The sequence below is a fragment of the Xanthomonas vasicola pv. musacearum NCPPB 4379 genome (assembly GCF_000277895.2).
Lineage (GTDB): Bacteria > Pseudomonadota > Gammaproteobacteria > Xanthomonadales > Xanthomonadaceae > Xanthomonas > Xanthomonas vasicola.
This window is the reverse complement of the sequence record NZ_CP034655.1, coordinates 2,184,162-2,203,516: the sequence shown is the minus strand read 5'-3', so window position 1 is coordinate 2,203,516 and position 19,355 is coordinate 2,184,162. Positions and strand designations below refer to the sequence as shown.

Annotated in this window: 17 protein-coding genes; all 17 read left to right on the top strand. The window is 63.7% G+C overall.

The annotated features are described in order from the left end of the window. Window positions 1–6: 6 nt before the first annotated feature. The 17 genes from KWO_RS10285 (at window position 7) to fliI (ending at window position 19,354) form a co-directional block, all read left to right on the top strand. Window positions 7–390 (top strand): response regulator, encoded by a 384-nt coding sequence (locus KWO_RS10285; protein WP_005997154.1) that lies wholly within the window; start codon window positions 7–9, stop codon window positions 388–390. Next, the gene (locus tag KWO_RS10280; RefSeq protein WP_010373648.1) at window positions 383–1,867 is read left to right on the top strand and encodes a sigma-54 dependent transcriptional regulator; all 1,485 of its coding nucleotides are present in this window, start codon (window positions 383–385) and stop codon (window positions 1,865–1,867) included. The genes KWO_RS10285 and KWO_RS10280 overlap by 8 nt, the downstream gene beginning before the upstream one ends. Before the next feature lie 118 nt (window positions 1,868–1,985). Continuing rightward, complete coding sequence (locus KWO_RS10275) at window positions 1,986–3,095, top strand: DegT/DnrJ/EryC1/StrS family aminotransferase (RefSeq protein ID WP_010373650.1); 1,110 nt, start codon at window positions 1,986–1,988, stop codon at window positions 3,093–3,095. A gap of 64 nt (window positions 3,096–3,159) precedes the next feature. Beyond that, window positions 3,160–3,384, top strand: a complete 225-nt coding sequence (locus tag KWO_RS10270) for an acyl carrier protein (RefSeq protein WP_010373652.1) — start codon at window positions 3,160–3,162, stop codon at window positions 3,382–3,384. A 5-nt stretch (window positions 3,385–3,389) separates the two neighbouring features. Further along, window positions 3,390–4,430 (top strand): ketoacyl-ACP synthase III, encoded by a 1,041-nt coding sequence (locus tag KWO_RS10265; protein ID WP_010380890.1) that lies wholly within the window; start codon window positions 3,390–3,392, stop codon window positions 4,428–4,430. Further along, window positions 4,427–5,191 carry an SDR family NAD(P)-dependent oxidoreductase gene (locus KWO_RS10260; protein WP_010373659.1) on the top strand — a complete coding sequence of 255 codons (765 nt, stop codon included), beginning with the start codon at window positions 4,427–4,429 and terminating at the stop codon, window positions 5,189–5,191. The genes KWO_RS10265 and KWO_RS10260 overlap by 4 nt, the downstream gene beginning before the upstream one ends. Further along, on the top strand, window positions 5,188–5,925 hold the full coding sequence (locus tag KWO_RS10255; RefSeq protein WP_010373661.1) for an SDR family NAD(P)-dependent oxidoreductase: 738 nt from the start codon (window positions 5,188–5,190) through the stop codon (window positions 5,923–5,925). The genes KWO_RS10260 and KWO_RS10255 overlap by 4 nt, the downstream gene beginning before the upstream one ends. Next, window positions 5,922–6,566, top strand: a complete 645-nt coding sequence (locus KWO_RS10250) for a NeuD/PglB/VioB family sugar acetyltransferase (RefSeq protein ID WP_010373663.1) — start codon at window positions 5,922–5,924, stop codon at window positions 6,564–6,566. Before KWO_RS10255 ends, KWO_RS10250 begins: the two co-directional genes overlap by 4 nt. Before the next feature lie 12 nt (window positions 6,567–6,578). Next, complete coding sequence (locus KWO_RS10245; RefSeq protein WP_010380894.1) at window positions 6,579–7,724, top strand: aromatic ring-hydroxylating oxygenase subunit alpha; 1,146 nt, start codon at window positions 6,579–6,581, stop codon at window positions 7,722–7,724. Then, a complete protein-coding gene (locus KWO_RS10240) occupies window positions 7,714–8,337 on the top strand; it encodes an LbetaH domain-containing protein (RefSeq protein WP_010373667.1) in 624 nt (207 codons plus the stop codon). Before KWO_RS10245 ends, KWO_RS10240 begins: the two co-directional genes overlap by 11 nt. Beyond that, complete coding sequence (locus tag KWO_RS10235) at window positions 8,334–9,857, top strand: FkbM family methyltransferase (RefSeq protein WP_017112480.1); 1,524 nt, start codon at window positions 8,334–8,336, stop codon at window positions 9,855–9,857. Before KWO_RS10240 ends, KWO_RS10235 begins: the two co-directional genes overlap by 4 nt. Window positions 9,858–10,017: 160 nt before the next feature. Beyond that, window positions 10,018–13,515, top strand: a complete 3,498-nt coding sequence (locus KWO_RS10230) for a glycosyltransferase (protein ID WP_026113354.1) — start codon at window positions 10,018–10,020, stop codon at window positions 13,513–13,515. Between the two features lie 739 nt (window positions 13,516–14,254). Then, window positions 14,255–14,626 carry a flagellar hook-basal body complex protein FliE gene (gene fliE / locus KWO_RS10225; RefSeq protein WP_010373676.1) on the top strand — a complete coding sequence of 124 codons (372 nt, stop codon included), beginning with the start codon at window positions 14,255–14,257 and terminating at the stop codon, window positions 14,624–14,626. Window positions 14,627–14,639: 13 nt separating this feature from the next. Then, window positions 14,640–16,364: a flagellar basal-body MS-ring/collar protein FliF gene (gene fliF, locus KWO_RS10220; RefSeq protein WP_017112567.1), complete on the top strand. Its 1,725-nt coding sequence runs from the start codon at window positions 14,640–14,642 to the stop codon at window positions 16,362–16,364. 10 nt (window positions 16,365–16,374) lie between these two features. After that, window positions 16,375–17,364, top strand: a complete 990-nt coding sequence (fliG, locus tag KWO_RS10215; protein ID WP_010373680.1) for a flagellar motor switch protein FliG — start codon at window positions 16,375–16,377, stop codon at window positions 17,362–17,364. Beyond that, entirely contained in the window at window positions 17,361–17,981 is a 621-nt protein-coding gene (locus KWO_RS10210) for a FliH/SctL family protein (RefSeq protein WP_017112568.1), read from the top strand. The genes fliG and KWO_RS10210 overlap by 4 nt, the downstream gene beginning before the upstream one ends. Then, window positions 17,978–19,354, top strand: a complete 1,377-nt coding sequence (gene fliI, locus KWO_RS10205; protein ID WP_017112569.1) for a flagellar protein export ATPase FliI — start codon at window positions 17,978–17,980, stop codon at window positions 19,352–19,354. The genes KWO_RS10210 and fliI overlap by 4 nt, the downstream gene beginning before the upstream one ends. The last annotated feature ends 1 nt before the right edge of the window (window position 19,355 follow it).

The window sequence follows — 19,355 nt, the reverse complement described above, 5'->3', positions numbered from 1 at the left end:
ACTACTATGAGCAAACTCACCGTGCTGCTGGTCGACGACCACGAGGGCTTTATCAACGCTGCGATGCGTCATTTTCGCAAAGTCGAGTGGCTCAATATCGTGGGCAGTGCCGCCAATGGGCTGGAAGCGATCGAGCGCTCTGAGTCGCTGCGCCCCAATGTCGTGCTGATGGATCTGGCCATGCCGGAGATGGGCGGGCTGCAGGCCACGCGTCTGATCAAGACGCAGGACGATCCGCCGTATATTGTCATCGCGAGCCACTTCGATGATGCCGAGCATCGTGAACACGCTCTTCGCGCAGGAGCTGACAATTTTGTCAGCAAGCTGTCTTACATCCAGGAAGTCATGCCAATCCTGGAGGGCCTGACGGAAGGAGCCAGGAATGAGTGAGTCCCGCATTCTGTTGATCGACAGTGACGCTGTGCGCGCCGAGCGCACCGTGTCGCTGCTCGAATTTATGGACTTCAATCCCCGCTGGGTCACCGACGGCGCCGACATCAATCCTGGCCGTCACCGCCACGATGAGTGGATGGCGGTGATGGTGGGCTCGGCGCAGGATGCTGCACAGGCCGACAAATTCTTTGACTGGCTGGCCGATGCCAAGCTGCCGCCGCCAGTGCTGCTGATGGAAGGCAGCCCGACCGCGTTCGCGCAAACGCATGGCCTGCACGAAGCCAATGTGTGGGCATTGGACACTCCCCTGCGTCATACGCAGCTGGAAGCCTTGCTGCGCCGCGCAAGCCTCAAACGGTTGGATGCCGAGCATCAGGCCGGCGTACAGCAGGATTCTGGTCCCACCGGCAACAGCGAGGCGGTCACCCGCCTGCGCCGGCTGATCGACCAAGTGGCCGCATTCGACACCACCGTGCTGGTGCTGGGCGAATCCGGTACCGGCAAGGAGGTTGTCGCGCGCGCCATCCACCAACATTCGCCGCGGCGCGATGGGCCGTTCGTCGCAATCAATTGCGGCGCGATCCCGCCGGATCTGCTGGAAAGCGAATTGTTCGGCCACGAAAAAGGCGCCTTCACCGGTGCCCTGACCACCCGCAAGGGCCGGTTCGAAATGGCCGAAGGCGGCACGCTGCTGCTGGACGAAATCGGCGACATGAGCCTGCCGATGCAGGTAAAGCTGCTGCGCGTGTTGCAGGAGCGCAGCTTCGAGCGCGTTGGCGGCGGCCAGACCATCCGCTGCAACGTGCGCGTAATCGCCGCGACCCACCGCAATTTGGAAACCCGCATCAGCGATGGCCAGTTTCGCGAGGACCTGTTCTATCGCCTCAACGTGTTTCCGATCGAAATGCCGGCGCTGCGCGAGCGCGTGGACGATCTGGCCATGCTTGTACAGACGATTGCGGGCCAGCTCGCACGCACCGGCCGCGGCGAAGTGCGCTTTGCAGAGGAGGCTCTGGAGGCGCTGCGCAGCTATGACTGGCCTGGCAACGTACGCGAGCTTACCAACTTGGTGGAGCGCCTGGCGGTGCTGCATCCCGGTGGGCTGGTGCGGGTGCAGGATCTGCCGGCACGGTATCGCGGCGATTTCGCCTCGGCCATTCCGGTCGAGTTGCCACCGGAACCGCCACTGGTGGCCGCACCGGTAGAAGTCACCGATCTACCAAGCAACGTGGTGACGCTACAGCCCAAGACGGCCGATGCCGAACCGGCTGCTGCGTCCAGCCTGCCGGACGACGGTATCGATTTGCGTGGCCACATGGCCAACATCGAGTTGGCGCTGATCAATGAAGCGCTGGAACGCACCCAGGGCGTGGTCGCACATGCCGCCCAACTGCTCGGCCTGCGCCGCACCACGCTGGTGGAGAAGCTGCGCAAGTACGGCATCGATCGCGAGCAGACCGAGCTGGCCAACTGAGCGGTCACACGCTCAGCTTCCGCTCGCTGGCATAGCGCTTGCTTCAGCAGGATCACTCCGTTTGCAGCCACCGGCTGCAGCGGAATCCCGACCTTCACCAGCACCTGCCGAGGCATTGATGCCCATCCCCGTCACCAGTCCGCTGCTGCCGCCGCTGGAAGAATTTCTGCCCTATCTGGAGCGGATCTGGACCAGCCGCATCGTCAGCAACGGTGGCGAGATGCACCGCGCACTCGAACGCGCACTGTGCGATTACCTGGGCGTGCCGCATCTGGCATTGCTCACCAACGGCACAACCGCCTTGATCACTGCGCTGCAGGCGCTGCGTATCACCGGCGAAGTGATCACCACGCCCTACTCGTTCGTTGCCACCGCGCATTCGCTGTTGTGGAAAAGCATCACACCGGTGTTCGTGGACATCGACCCGGTGACGCTCAACATGGACCCTTCGAAGATCGAAGCGGCCATCACCCCACAGACCACCGCAATCATGCCGGTGCATTGCTACGGCACCGCATGCGACACGACGGCCATCACGCGTATCGCCGACATCTACAACCTCAAGGTGATCTACGACGCCGCACATGCCTTCGGCGTGCGCGATGACGGCGGCTCGATCCTGCGTCATGGCGATCTGAGCGTGTTGAGCTTTCATGCAACCAAGGTCTTCAATACCTTCGAAGGCGGCGCGATTGTCTGCCCCGACGAAAAAACTTATCAGCGCATCGGGCATCTGAAGAACTTCGGCTTCGTCGATGAAACCACGGTGGTGGCACCGGGCATCAACGGCAAAATGAATGAGATCAGCGCGGCGTTCGGCCTGCTGCAACTGCAGCACATCGACAACGCCATCGCGCAGCGCAGTGCCATCGATGTGCAGTATCGGCAGCGGTTGAGCGATGTGCGCGGCATCCGCTGTGTTGTGCGGGCCGCGTATTCCAGCCCCAATTACGCGTATTTCCCGGTGCTGGTGCAGGACGACTACCCCCTGTCGCGCGATGCACTGTACCAATTGATGCGCGAGCACGGCATTCTGGTGCGGCGCTATTTCTATCCGTTGATCAGCGACTTCCCGATGTACCGTGCCCTGCCCTCGTCGGCGCCGGCATGGTTGCCGGTGGCGCGCTCGGTGGCCGCGCAAGTGCTGTGCCTGCCGATCTTTCCTGGCCTGAGCAGCGACCAGGTCGATACCATTGCCGATCTCATCGCCGGCCAACAGGCGACATGACCGCAGCCCGCTCCACGTGCTTTTCCACTTCCCGTATCTTCAACAGGCAACCAGGCGAGACCGCATGACCCAGGAAACGTTTATCGAGAACTTTGTTGCTGCCACCGACTTCCAGGAGCCAGTGGAGGTCACGCTGGACACCGTGCTGCTGGAATTGCCGGAATGGGATTCACTGGCGGCACTGGGCGTGATCGTGATGTTCGACATGGAGTACGGCAAGACCATTACCGGCGATGACCTCACCGCTGCCATCACCGTCGGCGATCTCTACAAACTGACCGAGGCATAAGCACCATGCCGACCTCCACGCTGCATAACGTCCGCTTTGCCGGCATGGCGACATGCGTGCCAAAGCGTGTGGTGTCCAATCTCACCGATTGCCGGCCGCAGATCCGCTCCGAACGCGAGCGCCTGGTGCGCAACATCGGCATCGAGACGCGGCGCATGTCTCAGCCTTGGCAGTGCTTTTCGGACCTGGCCTTCGACGCAACCGAAGTGCTGCTCGAGAAGCTGCAGTGGAAGCGTGAGGAGATCGATGCACTGATTGTGGTGACCCAGTGGCCGGATTATCCGATTCCGGCCACTGCGATCATCCTGCAAGACAGGCTGGGGCTTTCGCATGCCACCGTCGCCTTCGACGTCAACCTGGGCTGCTCGGCCTACCCGTTCGGCATCAACCTGCTCGGGTCGATGATCGCCGCCGGCGGCGTCAAGAAAGGCCTGCTGCTGGTGGGTGACCGCAGTGCCAATCTGGAAGATCCCATTTTTTCCGATTCCGGCACCGCCACTGCGCTGGAGTTCAGCGCCGACGCGCCGCCGATGTACTTCGACCTCAACAGCGATGGCAGTGGCTATAAGGCGATCATCCTGCCGGTCGGCGGCCAGCGCGAGCCGGTGACCCTGCAGCACCTGATCCCGTTCCGCGAAGAGCCTGACGGTCCATGGCGGTGTGCAACCGACCTGATCCTGGACGGCGTGGCGGTGTTGGGCTTCTCAACGCAACGCATCCCGCCGGCGGTACAGAAACTGCTCGACTACACCGGCGTTTCCAAGGATGAGATCGATTATTTCGTGTTCCATCAAGCCAACCGCATGATCAACGAGACCATTCGCAAGAAGCTCGGCCTGCCGGTGGAAAAAGTGCCTTCGACGCTGCGCGACTTCGGCAACTCTAGCGGTGCCTCGCTGCCGGTGACCATGACCGCGCGCATCAACAAGGAACTCGAATCCGGACCCAAGCGCGTCTTGCTTTGCGGCTTCGGCATCGGCTTGTCTTGGGGCACCTGTCTGCTCGACATCGAAGGGGCCGTTTTTCCGGATCTGATCGAATCGTGAGTATTGCCCCTGACCCCTTCTCGCTTGCCGGCAAACGCATTCTTGTTACCGGCGCCTCCTCAGGTATTGGCCGACAGATTGCCATTTCCTGCGCCGAGCTCGGTGCCCAGCTGGCGATCAGCGGGCGCGACCGCGCGCGACTGGCCTCAACCTTGGAGGCATTGCCAGGCGAAGGACACGTGGCGATCGCGGCAGACCTTGACCGGCAGGAGGACATCGATCGCCTGGTCGCCGACGTTGGCGTGTTGGATGGGATGGCGCACGCGGCCGGCATCTCTCGGCTGGTTCCGCTGCGCCTGGTCAACCGGGCGCATTTGGACGACATCTTCTCCAGCAACACATTCGCACCGATGCTGCTGACCCGCGGCCTGCTGGCGAAGAAGCGCATCGCCGCAAACGGCTCGTTGGTGTTCCTCGCTTCAGTTGCCTCGCATATCGGACCAATGGCCAGCAGCGCGTATGCGGCCAGCAAAAGCGCGCTACTCGGCATGGTGAGATCGTTGGCGCAGGAAGTTGCCAAGAATGGCATCCGCGCCAACTGTATTGCCCCGGGTTACGTGCGCACGCCGCTGCTGGAGGGCCTGCAGGAAAGCGGCGGCAATATGGAAGGGCTGTTCGAACTGACACCGCTCGGCATGGGCGAGCCGGAGGACGTCGCCTACGCCGCCGCGTTCCTGCTGGCCGATGCAAGCAGCTGGATAACGCGCAACTATTTCGTGGTGGATGGCGGCCTCACCGTGCCGATGGACATCTACGCATGAACACACCGGCACACACTGCGTTTTCGCTCAATGGCAAGACAATCCTGGTGACGGGAGCGTCGTCGGGGTTGGGCCGTCAAATCGCCATCGCCTGCGCGCAACGAGGCGCCCGCATCGTTCTCGCTGGCCGCGACAAAGACCGTCTCGCGCAGACCCAGGCGCAGCTGCAGGGCACGGGCCACGTTGGCGTGCTCGGCGACCTGAGCAGCGCTGCCGATCGCGAAACACTCGCTGCTGCAGCGGGTGCGACGGTTCATGGCGTGGTTCACTGCGCAGGCATTCAGAAGCACTGCCCGATCCGGCAGCTGACCGAGGCGGCGATGACCGAGATGTACACGGTCAATTTTCTCGCTCCGGTGATGCTAACGCAGCGCCTGCTGCTGGCAAATGCCATCGCCCCTCAGGGCTCGATCGTGTTCATGCTATCCACTGCCGCGCACCTCGGCACGCGCGGCGTAGGGCCGTATTCGGCGATGAAAGCAGGCCTCATCGGCATCATCAAATGCCTGGCGCTCGAACAGGCTAAGCGCAGGATTCGGGTCAACGGCATTTCTCCGTCTGCTGTAGCGACGCCGATGTGGGGCGCAGACCAACTCGATGCACAGAAGGCAAGGCATCCTCTGGGCCTGGGCGAGCCGCAGGATGTGGCCAACGCCGCGATCTACCTGCTAGCCGATGCCAGCCGCTGGGTCACTGGGACCAGCCTGGTGATGGACGGCGGCTCAATCCTATGACGCACCCGGTTTTGATTATTGGCGCCGGCGGATGGGGGCGCGAGGTCTTGGCGCAGATGCAGGGTGATCCGGCGTGCGGAACGAAGTGGCGTCCGGTGGGATTTCTCGACACGCGCCTGCAGATACTGGACGGTCTGGACTGCGACCTGACCATTGTCGGCAGCCCGCTCTCATACCAGCCGCAGGACGAAGAGCGCTTCGTCTGCGCGATCGGCGATCCGCATGCGCGCCAGCGCTATGCGCAGCCATTGCTTGAGCAAGGCGCGCACTTCATCCCCATCGTCACCGGCGCGTTCCTGAGCCCGTACGTGCACATCGGCCAGGGCTGCTTCCTGTGCCACCGCGTGCAGCTCAGCCCCAACGTGTGGCTGGGCGACTTCGTCAACGTGCAGGCAAACACCATGCTCGGTCACGATGTCCATGTCGGCGACTACGCGCAGATCGGGGCAATGACCTTCGTCGGTGGCGGCGCACGAATCGGTAAGCACGCGATCGTGCACCCACACGCCACCATCCTGCCCGGCATCCACATCGGCGACGGCGCGGTGGTCGGCGCCGGCTCGGTCGTGGTGAAGGACGTGCCGGCCGGCGCCAGCGTCTTCGGCAACCCAGCCCGAATCATTTACCACAAAGATTCCTGAGGAAGCCCGCCGATGCGATCGCGAATGCACCCCAGCTACTATCTGTCGACGGACATATTCGAGCGTGAACAGCGCAAGATCTTCCGCAAGGCGTGGCTGTTTGCCGGCCTGAAGACGCTGCTGCTCGACAACAACTGCTTCATCACTCGCAGGCTCGCTGGCATTCCGGTACTGATCCAGAACTTCAAGGGCCGGCTGCGCGCGTTCGAGAATGTCTGCCTGCACCGCAGCGCGCTGCTGCAGACCACTGCGGTGGGAAAGCGCCCGTTGGTCTGCCCTTACCATGCATGGAAGTACGACTCCAACGGTCAGGTCGAGAATATCCCCGAATGCGATGCCCTTTATGGCTTCGGCGAGGAGGAAAGACGCGGCCTGAAATTGCGGGAATTCGCCTTGCATGAAGTGGGGAACCTGCTATTCGTCAACCTCGATCCCAACCCGATGCCAATCGAGGAGCAGTTTTCGGCAGACTTCATCGCCCTGCTGGAAAGTAGCTCCAACGCCTATGACACTGAGGTCATGGTGACCACCTGGCGCGGCCGGTACAACTGGAAACTCGCTTACGAAAATCTTCGGGATGCCAATCACCCGCGCTTCGTCCACCCCAAGACCTTAGCCAAGAGCGTCAGCTTCGTTGCCGAGGTAAACCAAGAACACGCCAAGGAGTCCATGGAAGCCTTGCAAGACAGCTCGCCCGCTGCCTTGAGACGCGAGATGCGCCGCTTCAGTTACGGCGGCCCGGACGCACCCATACCCAACCTTCAACACTTTGGCTGGCACGAGAAAGTGGAACGCTGGGGCACGCAGGATGCCTACTTCAATTGGTTGGTCTTCCCGAACATGCACATCGCCAGTTCCAATGGCGGGTATTCCTTCACGCTGGAACACCACATTCCCGTCGCACCGGACCGCACCGACCTGGAAATCTATTGGTTTAGTGCCCGCAAGAAACAGCCTTACGGCTCTTCCAGCCAAGTGCTACTGGCACAGATGCACGGCAGCAAGGTCGTTGTGGGAGAAGACGTGGACATCATGGAGCGGGTGCAGGCGGCATTGCACATAGACGCACCGTTCCCCACCCAGGGAGCCTATGAATCCATGAATCGGCTGGTCGAACGCTGGTACGCGCTGCTGATGGAGACCGAACATGAAATCTAGGTGGATCATCGGCCGCAGCGAATACCTCGACCTGGCATTTCACGCATGGAAGCAGGCGCGTCAGGACGAGATGGTCGTCAGGATTGAGGTACCACAAGACTCCGAACACGAATTCGATCTTGGCGTGCTGGATGGATTGAATCCGACCGACGGGGCCATGTTCGTGGCGTTCGACGAACGCTTCGGCAACTTCAAGCGCGTAGAACTGATGCAGGCAGCGATGGAACGCGGCTTCAAGCTGGAGCCCTTCATCCACCCCAGCGCAGCGATCGGCACTGACGCGGTCATCGGTCTCAACGCATTTGTGGGTGCCAATGCTGTCATCGGGCACGCGTGCAAGATCGACTACAACACGGTGATCCATGCCAGCGCGCACCTCGGACCGGCATGCCGCGTCAAATCTTCATGCTGGATAGAGAATGGTGTGCAAATCGGCGCGGGCGTCGAGATCGGCGGCAATAGCGTCCTGCGGACAGGCGCCATCGTGCACCGGGGCGTCAAGGTGGGACGAAGCTGCGAACTTGGCGGGCCGCGTGTCTACCGCGAGGACGTGCCTGCCAAAACCTATTTCGACGCCCGCTACGACAATCCCATTCATACCTACGGGACGTGACGTTCATGAACTCAAGAAATGAGCAGCTGCGCCAACGGATTCTACGTATTGCGGAGCAGGAGCGCCCTGCACTCGAAGATGTCATCGCGCGCCTACCTGCCATTGCCAACCGCCCTGTATTCCTCGTCGCTCCCGAGTCCCATGTAGGCATGGTGCACGGCCCCCGCATCGTTGCCCACCTGCACCATGTTGTTGCCGCAATTGATGACCAAAGCATCCATCTGGACTACATCCACGGCGCGCCGCGCTGGAGTAGTCAGGAGCTTCTTGCCAAGGCGGGCCAGTATGCCGATGCAATCGCTATCGATTTCTCCTGCAGCACGCGCGGACGGGCGTTTGCAAATGACCTGTGCGCAAGCGCTGGTATTGAGCAACTGAGCGTTGCGCCTTCGGTGGATCCGCCGATCCCAGGTTTCGAGCAGCGCCCCCTTTTTCTGCTTCAGCCGCGCTCGGGCCTTGGCAACATTTATGGCCCACAGATCGTCCAGCGCTCCAGTCATGTCACTGCCGCCATTGATGACGAGCCAAGCGACAGCGATACCGTTCATGGGGTGCCGCGTTGGAGTTCGCGCCAGTTCATCGAACAAGCGGCTCAGCATTCCCAGGCATTGGCCATCGATTTTTCTTACAGCCCCGGAGAATCGGGCTTGGCTCGCAAGCTCTGCGAGCAAGCAGGCATTGACAGGGTCGATGCCTGCCTGGCCGTTGCGCACTGCGGGCTTCCCGCCGTATACGAGCCTGCCCAGGTGTACCGTCAGCGGACACTTGCGCGCCTGGAAGAATTTCTGCGTCTTGCGGATCGACTGGACGACGATCTCAGCGTTTTTACGCTCTACAGCAACCTGTTGTTCCGCCTGACCTACGATTCCAGCCTCCTATTGGACTGCTGGGCGACGCCGATCAACGAGTATTTTTCAGAATACGCAGATACCAGCACGTTCCAGCTTGGCCAGCGTGAACATTTCTGCGATGGCGGTGCCTTCCAGGGACCTATCGTGCATAAGTTTCTCGAAGCATCCCGCCATCGCTACGAAAGCATCACCGCCTTTGAACCGGATCGCATCAACTTCCAGAAATTGGAGAGCATTGCGAGCGCCTTCCCCCTTCCCCCGCACAACTTCAGGGCGCTAAAAAAAGCCATCTCCAACGAACAGACCACGCTGCGCTTCGAGGAGACTGGCACCGTCTCCAGCCATGTATCGCCGGGTGGCGGAATCTCCGTAGCGACGACACGCCTGGACGACGAATTGGAAAAGCTGACGCTATTGAAGCTGGACATTGAAGGGTTTGAAGCCAGGGCATTAGAAGGCGCATCTCACCTTATCCGTACCCAGCGCCCCCGCATGGCTATTTGTGTCTACCACTATGCTCAGGATTTGCTGGATATCGTGGAACAACTGGACAAATTGGTGGAGGGCTATCACTTCCGCCTACGCCAGCATTCTCCCGGCCATTACTACGACCTCGTCTTATATGCATCACCCGTCGCCGGTGCCGCACCTCCGCCTTGGGCGGAGTAAGCCCAGGAACATTTACGATTGGAAAAGATAGAGCGATGCCGGATCTTCAGCTGTCTGCGCTAGTGACTCCGCTGCATGCCCTTATTTTCGAACTGCTCATTGACCCATGATGCACCACCCGGAAGATCGTTCGGCCACGCGTGCGCTTGTCAGCATCGTGATGCCCGCCTACAAGCTGCGCTATCTAGATGAAGCGCTTACGAGCGTAGTTTTGCAGTCTTACCCCAGGCTCGAGTTGATCGTCTGCGACGACAGTGCCAATGCGTCGATCGAGCAGTGCGTCGCGCGGCATGCGCTGGAATGCCCTTTCCCGATCCGATATTTCCGCAATCCCGCTCGCCTGGGCGAGCTCGGCAGCAAACTCAGAGGGATTGGCCTTGCGCAGGGCGAGTACATCAAGTTCCTGCACGACGACGATGTGCTGCAGCCCGATTGCATTGCGCAATTGGTCGAGGCGATCGAGCGCAACCCGGGCACGGCGATGGCGTCCTCGCGGCGGGTACGCATCGATGACGACGGGCAACCGCTGCCGGACATCCTGGCCACCTGCTTTCCGTTCGCCGACGACGTGCTGATCGACGGGCCGGAGTTGGTGTCGTTCCTGGCCGACCACACCATCAATTTTATCGGTGAGCCGAGTTGCGTGCTGGCACGGCGCGCCGATCTGTTGGCGTTGGGCAACGAGTTGATGGCGTTGAATGGCAAGACCATTCACTGGGTGGGCGATCTGGCGATCTACGTGAAGCTGCTGCGCCATGGCAATCTGGCGATGCTGGCCAGCCCGCTCACGCAGTTTCGTGTCTCAAGTGCGCAGTTCAGTCAGGGCGGTCGCGATCAGCCAGGCATCGGCGATCAGGGGCATGAAGACTTGCGTCAAGGCATCCGTCAACTTGGTTGGCGGCGCGAGACTGGCGACAACCGACTGGTGCGCGTGGCTCCGCTCAGTCCGCACAAGGCGCGCGTGTTCAAGCCGGTGGATCTGGTCAATGCGCTCATGCAGAGCGCTGGTATGGCCGAGCGCGTGTCGCCGGCCACCTGGCTGGGCGTGCGCCATCCGAATGCGGTGCAGCGTGCGTTGATCGAAGCGCGCTTGCAGGCGCACGCCGGTGGGCCGCGCATCGCGGTATTGCTGATCGACCGTCACGGCGATACCGCGGGGGTGGCAGCAACGCGGGACAGCCTGGACGCGGTGGCCTGCTATCAACGCCATCACACCTGGGTTATCAGCAGCTCCCCGCAGCAGGTTGCCGAATACGGCGAGCGCGGCGTGCTGATCGACGCGCACGGCTTGGCGGCAACACTCAATCGGGTGATCGCCGCACAGGAGGCGATCGATTGGGTGCTGCTTGTCGATGCCGGCAGCCGGTTCACCAGCAGCGGCTTGCTGATCCTGGCACTGGAAATGCTCGCGCTACCGGACGACTGCCAGGCCATCTACGCCGACGAGGTGATGGCGTTGGACAACGGCCAGCTCGGGCTTGCGCTACGGCCGGCGCTGTATCTGGACATGCTGTTGAGCGCGCCGACGACGCTATCGCGGCACTGGGTGTTCCGGCATCGCACGCTGCTGACCGATGGCGGCTTCCCTATCGAGCCTAGCGCGGCGTTCGAACTGGATTACCAGCTCGGCCTGGTCGAGCGTTACGGGTTGGCCTGCATTCGTCATGTCGCCGAGCCCTTGCTGATCGCATCGGCCACGCCGCAGCATGCCGACGAAGACGAACGACAAGCCATCGCGCGTCATCTCGCCGAACGCGGCTACGTGGACGCCGTGGTGCACAGCGCGGGGCCAGGCCGGCATGCGGTGGAGTACCGCCATACGCAGCAGCCGCTGGTGAGCATCCTGGTACTGGTCGATGGCCGCCTGCCGCAGGTGCAGCGCTGCCTGGAAAGCATCCTGGCCAACACGGCCTACCCGCATTACGAGGTGCTGTTGCTGGATCGCGGCACCACCGCGCCAGACCTGCGCGACTGGCTGGCTGGCATCGACACCCTGGGCATGCAGCAGATCCGCGTGCTGCGCTTTGATGCCGAGCCCTCGCGCGAAGCGGTCTGCAATGCCGCCGCCGAGCACGCACGTGGGGACGTGCTGCTGTGGCTGGCAGCCGGCGCGGCGGTGATGAAAGCCGATTGGCTGGAGCAGTTGCTCAACCATGCGCTGCGCCCGGAGGTCGGTGCGGTCGCTGGCAAGTTGCTGCGCGGCGATGGCACCGTGCACCACGCCGGCATGCTGCTGGGTCTGGGGGCACCGGCAACGCGCGCGTTCGAAGGTGCCGCCTTCGATGAGTCGGGCTATCTGCAGCGTCTGCAGCTGGATCAGAACTACAGCGCGTTGAGCGGCGAATGCCTGATGCTGCCGCGCCAGCTCTTCATGGGCGCCGGTGGCTTCGCACTGGAGCCGGCGCTGGCGCAGTGGAGCGATGTCGATCTGTGCCTGCGCCTGCAGCAGGCCGGCTACCTCAATGTCTTCGCAGCGCGCGCGCAGTTATTGATCGACCCGCCTGAGGCAACACCCGCCACAGCGCTGGACGAAGAAGCGATGTACGCACGGTGGCTACCGGTGATGGCCAACGACCCGGCCTACAACGCGGGCTTTTCATTGGACCCGGGCGCCGGCTTCTCGCTGGCAGACCCGCGCGCGAGTTGGCGTCCGTTGCAGTCGTGGCGGCCGCTGCCGAGCGTGATCGCGTTGCCGGCCGACATCGAAGGCTGTGGGCACTATCGGGTGATCCAGCCGCTGCGCGCCTTGCGTGAGGGCGGAATTGCCGAAGGGGTGCTGTTCAACGGCTATCTGGAGATCAGCGAGCTGGCGCGTCAGGATCCCGACGTGGTGATCCTGCAACGCCAGGTCGGCGAGGCGCGGCTGGAGGCAATGCGGCGGATGAAGGCGTTGTCGCGCGCGTTCAAGGTGTACGAGCTGGACGATTACCTGCCCAATTTGCCGCTAAAGAATGCGCACCGCGACCACATGCCCAAGGACATTCTCAAGACGGTGCGGCGCGGTCTCGGCATGGTGGACCGTTTCGTTGTGTCTACTCCGGCGCTGGCGGAAGCGTTCGCCGGCTTGCACAGCGATATCCGGGTGGCCGAAAACCGCTTGCCGCCCCATTGGTGGGAGCAGTTGCCCGCACGGGCCGAGCGCCAGGGCGGCAAGCCGCGGGTCGGTTGGGCCGGCGGTGCCAGCCATACCGGCGATCTGGAATTGATCGCCGATGTGGTGCGCGAGCTGGCCGACGAAGTCGAATGGGTGTTCATGGGGATGTACCCGTTCGCGCTGCGCCAGCATATCCACCACTTCCAGCCAGGCGTGCAGATCGATCACTACCCGGCCGCACTGGCGGCGTTGGAGCTGGATCTGGCGCTGGCACCGGTGGAGCAGAACCTGTTCAACGAGTGCAAGAGCAATTTGCGCCTGCTCGAATACGGTGCCTGCGGGTATCCGGTCATCGCAAGCGACGTGCGCTGCTACCAGGGCACCCTGCCGGTCACGCTGGTGAAGAACCGCTACCGCGACTGGATCGGAGCCATCCGCGAGCATCTGGCCGACCTGGCTGCGGCGCGCGCCAAGGGAGCCGCCCTGCGCGAGGTGGTGCGGCGCGACTGGATGTTGAGCGGCAGCAATCTGGAGCATTGGCGAAAGGCGTGGCTGCCGGACTGACTGATCATCCAGCGCGCAATGCACGCACGGATGCCGGGACATATCGGCAATCCAAGCCAGCAAGGCTTGGCCAATTGATTCGCCCAGCAGCAGAGATGTCGAGGCGTCGCGTCAGTTAGCTTCATTCGAAAGCTGAGCTGGCCGAGTGTGCGGTGCCCTCGCCGCTCGCGGGACACGCCGTGAACACTTCGCCATGCGGCAAGGACACCGCACCAGACACTTGGTCGGCAGGTCTATAAAGCGGCTCATGGTGCGAACGCGGTGCGGCTTCACTTGGGCGCAGCAGGCGACCGCAGCTAGTCACATAGCCAGCGAACGTTGCCTATCGCTTGCAAAGACACAACGACCATCTCGACTGGTGGTTGCCCGCTCACCGGCGCGGGACCTTGGCGGCATGGATGCCGCCAAGAAACTTACAAGGACGTACTTGCAGCGTGTCTCGCGATGGTGGGCGGGCAAAGACCCTGCAAATAAGCGGCAGAGCAGTCGCTCTCCACCAGACAGGCCTGCATCTTGCTAGACAAGCTGGCTGAACAGGCCGGCGCCCTGTCGACGGCACCTTGCCGACAAATGTCCGACTCGTGAGTAGGCGCCAAGCTCACCAGCGCTGAGAAAACTACGGCGGTGTAGTTCCTCGCAGCCCAGCCACAGCAACCCACCCCGCCCTACGCCGGAATCCCGGCGCCATTTCGGCACGCCGCTTGCATCGGTGTGGATGCCTCCCTGGCTGACCGCACCCATGAGCGACTCCGTTACCTCCATCCTCTCGCAGATCCGCAGCTACCAGACGCAGATGGGCCAAGGCCCGATGGGCGCGGTGGGCGATGCGGCGCGCGGCAATCAGATCCAGGGGCTGGCCGGCGCACAGGGAACACCGGCGACCCAGGCACCAAGCTTCAGCGAGACCTTGCGCGGCGCCATCGGCGGCGTCAACGAGGCCCAGCAGAAGGCCGGCGCCCTCTCCAAAGCATTCGAAATGGGCGACCCCAGTGCCGATCTGGCACGGGTCATGGTCGCCTCCCAGCAGTCCCAGGTGGCCTTCCGCGCCACCGTGGAAGTCCGCAACCGTCTCGTCCAGGCTTATCAGGACGTCATGAACATGCCGCTGTAAAGGTTGACGACACATGGCACTCGCGATCAGCAAGGAAAACATGAACCAGAACGCCGAAAAGGCGGGGCAATGGTTCGACCGTGTCCGCAGCCTGCAGATCACCCGCAAGCTGACCATGATGGCGATGATCGCCCTCGCGGTGGCGGCCGGTCTGGCGGTGTTCTTCTGGTCGCAGAAGCCGGGCTATCAGTCGCTGTACACCGGCCTGGATGAAAAGGGCAATGCCGAAGCGGCCGACCTGCTGCGCACCGCGCAGATCCCCTACAAGATCGACCAGGGTACCGGCGCCATTTCGGTGCCGCAGGACCGTCTGTACGACGCCCGTCTGAAGCTGGCTGGCTCCGGCCTCACCGGCAAGGAAACCGGTGGCGGCTTCGAACTGATGGAAAAGGACCCGGGTTTCGGCGTCAGCCAGTTCGTGGAAAACGCCCGTTACCAGCACGCACTGGAAACCGAACTCTCGCGCACCATCAGCACCCTGCGCCCGGTCCGCGAGGCCCGTGTGCACCTGGCTATTCCCAAGCCCAGCGCCTTCACCCGCCAACGCGATGTGGCCAGCGCCTCGGTGGTGCTGGAACTGCGCGGTGGCCAAGGCCTGGAGCGTAACCAGGTCGATGCCATCGTCAATCTGGTGGCCTCCAGCATCCCCGACATGACCCCCGAGCGCGTCACCGTGGTCGACCAGAGCGGCCGCATGCTCTCCATCGCCGACCCGAATAGCGACGCTGCCCAGCACGCCGCCCAGTTCGAACAGGTGCGCCGCCAGGAAAGCTCCTACAACCAGCGCATCCGCGAATTGCTGGAACCGATGACCGGCCCGGGCCGGGTCAATCCGGAAACCAGCGTGGACATGGATTTCTCGGTGGTCGAAGAAGCCCGCGAGCTCTACAACGGCGAGCCGGCCAAGCTGCGTAGCGAACAGGTCAACGACACCAGCACTACGGCGACCGGCCCGCAGGGTCCTCCGGGTGCCACCAGCAACAGCCCCGGCCAGCCGCCGGCGCCAGCCGCCGCAGGCGCACCGGGCACCCCGGCTGCCGCAAATGGCCAGGCCACCGCAGCGGCCGCGCCGACCGAAAGTTCCAAGAGCGCCACCCGTAACTACGAATTGGACCGAACCTTGCAACACACCCGCCAGCCGGCCGGTCGCATCAAGCGCGTCTCGGTGGCGGTGCTGCTGGACAACGTCCCGCGCCCCGGCGCCAAGGGCAAGATGGTCGAACAGCCGCTCACCGCTGCCGAGCTCACCCGTATCGAAGGCCTGGTCAAGCAGGCAGTGGGCTTCGACGCGGCACGCGGCGACACGGTGTCGGTGATGAATGCCCCGTTCGTGCGTGAAGCGGTGGCCGGTGAAGAAGGTCCGAAGTGGTGGGAAGACCCGCGCGTGCAGAACGGTCTGCGCCTGCTGGTCGGTGCGGTGGTGGTGCTGGCCCTGCTGTTCGGTGTGGTGCGCCCCACCCTGCGTCAGCTCACCGGCGTGACCGCCATCAAGGAAAAGCAGCGCAAGGGCGGCAACGATGGCACTCCACAGAGCGCCGACGTGCGGATGGTCGATGACGAGGATTCGCTGCTGCCGCACATGGGCGAAGACACCGCCAGCATCGGGCAGGACCGCAAGCCGGCGATCGCACTGCCGGACGCCTACGAAGAACGCATGCGTGTTGCACGCGAAGCCGTCAAAGCCGATTCAAAACGTGTTGCACAAGTCGTAAAGGGATGGGTTGCCAGTGAAGCCTGAAGCAGAACCGATGAGTGGCGTGCAGCGTGCTGCGGTGTTGTTGCTGTCGCTTGGGGAAAGCGACGCCGCCGAAGTGCTCAAGCACATGGATCCCAAGGAGGTGCAGAAGATCGGCATCGCCATGGCCACCATGACCGGCATCTCGCGCGATCAGGTCGAAAAGGTGATGGACGACTTCAACGGCGAACTGGCCGGCAAGACCTCGCTGGGCGTGGGCGCCGACGACTACATCCGCAACGTGCTGATCCAGGCGCTAGGCGCCGACAAAGCCGGTGGCCTGATCGACCGCATCTTGCTGGGCCGCAACACCACCGGCCTGGACACCTTGAAGTGGATGGACCCGCGCGCGGTCGCCGACCTGGTGCGCAACGAACACCCGCAGATCATCGCGATTGTGATGGCACATCTGGACAGCGACCAGGCCGCCGAGGCACTGAAGCTGCTGCCCGAGCGCACCCGCGCCGACGTGCTGCTGCGCATCGCCACCCTGGACGGCATTCCGCCGAACGCACTGAGCGAGCTCAACGACATCATGGAGCGTCAGTTTGCCGGCAACCAGAACCTGAAGTCGTCCAACGTGGGCGGCATCAAGGTGGCGGCCAACATCCTCAACTTCCTGGACACCGGCGCCGATCAAGGCGTGCTCGGCGAGATCGGCAAGATCGACGCCGACCTGGCCGGCAAGATCCAGGACCTGATGTTCGTGTTCGACAACCTGGTGGACCTGGACGACCGCGGCCTGCAGACGTTGCTGCGTGAGGTTTCCGGCGAGCGCCTGGGCCTGGCCCTGCGCGGCGCCGACGTCAAGGTGCGCGAAAAGATCACCCGCAACATGTCCCAGCGCGCGGCCGAAATCCTGCTCGAAGACATGGAAGCGCGCGGCCCGGTGCGCCTGGCCGACGTGGAAGCGGCGCAGAAGGAAATCCTCACCATCGTCCGCCGCCTGGCTGACGAAGGCGCCATCAGCCTGGGCGGCGCCGGTGCGGAGGCCATGGTATGAACGACGTGGTCACCCGCTGGCTGGCCCCGGACCTGCACCTGGCCCCGGCTGCGCCGGAATCCGAATTCGACGAACCAGCCGTTTATGAGCCGGTACTGCGTCCGCCGACCCTGGAAGAGATCCAGGCCATCGAAGACGCCGCCCAGCAGGAAGGCTTCGCGCGCGGGCATGCCGAAGGTTTTGCCCAGGGCCAGGCGGAAGTGCGCCGCCTGACCGCGCAGATCGACGGCATCCTGGACAACTTCACCCGTCCGCTCGCGCGGCTGGAAAACGAAGTGGTCGGTGCGCTCGGCGAGCTGGCCGTGCGCATCGCCGGCCAGTTGGTCGGGCGTGCCTATCAGGCCGACCCGCAGCTACTGGCCGAACTGGTCGGCGAGGCGGTCGATGCCGTCGGCGGTGCCGGCCGCGAAGTCGAAGTGCGCCTGCACCCGGACGACATCACCGCGCTGCTGCCGCATCTGGCGCCCAGCAGCACCACCCGCGTGGCCCCGGACATGAGCCTGAGCCGCGGCGACCTGCGTGTGCACGCCGAAAGCGTGCGCATCGACGGCACTTTGGATGCGCGCCTGCGGGCCGCGCTGGAGACAGTCATGCGCAAATCCGGAGCGGGCCTGTGAGCGCCCTGTTCGGTGCCACCCCGGCCGATTGGCTGGATGCACGCAATCTGCGCCTGGCCACGCGCCTGGGCACGCTGGGCCTGGAGCCCACCGCCGGCCGCACCCTGATCCGTGAAGGCATCCTGCGCCGCGCGGTCGGCCTGACCCTGGAAGCCACCGGCTGCGAAGCGCCGATGGGCGCCACCTGCAAGGTCGAAGTGGATGGCGGCTGGGTCGATGCCGAAGTGGTCGGTTTCGCCGGCGAACGGACCTATTTGATGCCCAGCGCCGAACTGCACGGCCTGCTGCCCAATGCGCGCGTGGTGCCCTCGCGGCGCCGCGGCGGTGTGGAAGTGGGCGAAGGCCTGCTCGGCCGCGTCATCGACAGCGACGGTACCCCGCTGGACGGCAAGGGCCCAATCCGCGCCGAAGGCAGCGTCGGCATGGCCGGCGTGTCGATCAACCCGCTGGCACGCGAACCCATCACCACCTCGCTGGACGTCGGCGTGCGCGCCATCAACGCCATGCTGCCAATCGGCCGCGGCCAGCGCGTGGGCCTGTTCGCCGGCTCCGGCGTCGGTAAATCGACGCTGCTGGGCATGATGACCCGCTTCACCTCGGCCGACGTGATCGTGGTCGGGTTGATCGGCGAACGTGGCCGCGAAGTGCGCGATTTCGTCGAAACCACCCTGGGCGAAGAAGGTCTGCGTCGCGCCGTCGTGGTGGCCGCCCCGGCCGACCGCCCACCGTTGGCGCGTCTGCATGGTGCCTACCGCGCCACCGCCATCGCCGAATGGTTCCGCGACCAGGGTTTGAACGTCTTGCTGCTGATGGATTCGCTGACCCGCTTCGCCCAGGCGCAGCGCGAGATCGGCCTGTCGGTCGGCGAGCCGCCGACCACGCGCGGCTACCCGCCGTCGGTGTTCGCCAAATTGCCGGCGCTGGTGGAACGGGCCGGCAACGGCGCCAAGGGCCGCGGCTCGATCACCGCGTTCTACACCGTGCTGACCGAAGGCGACGACCCGCAGGACCCGATCGCCGACGCCGCCCGCGCCATTCTGGACGGCCACATTCTGCTCTCGCGCCGGGTTGCCGACAGCGGCCTGTACCCGGCCATCGACCTGGAATCCTCGGTCAGCCGTGTGGTGCAGGACATCGCCGACGACACCTGGCGCCTGCGCATCCGCAAACTCAAGCGGCTGCTGTCCGCCTACACCGCCAACCGCGACCTGATCGCCATCGGCGCCTACCAGCGCGGCAGCGACCCGGCCACCGACGAAGCGTTGGCACGCTGGCCGGAGATCGTCGAATTCCTGGGCCAGGACGTGCACAAGGCGTCGGTGCTGAGCGACAGCCTGTCCGCCCTGCAGCAACTGGTCGAACCCGAGAACTAAT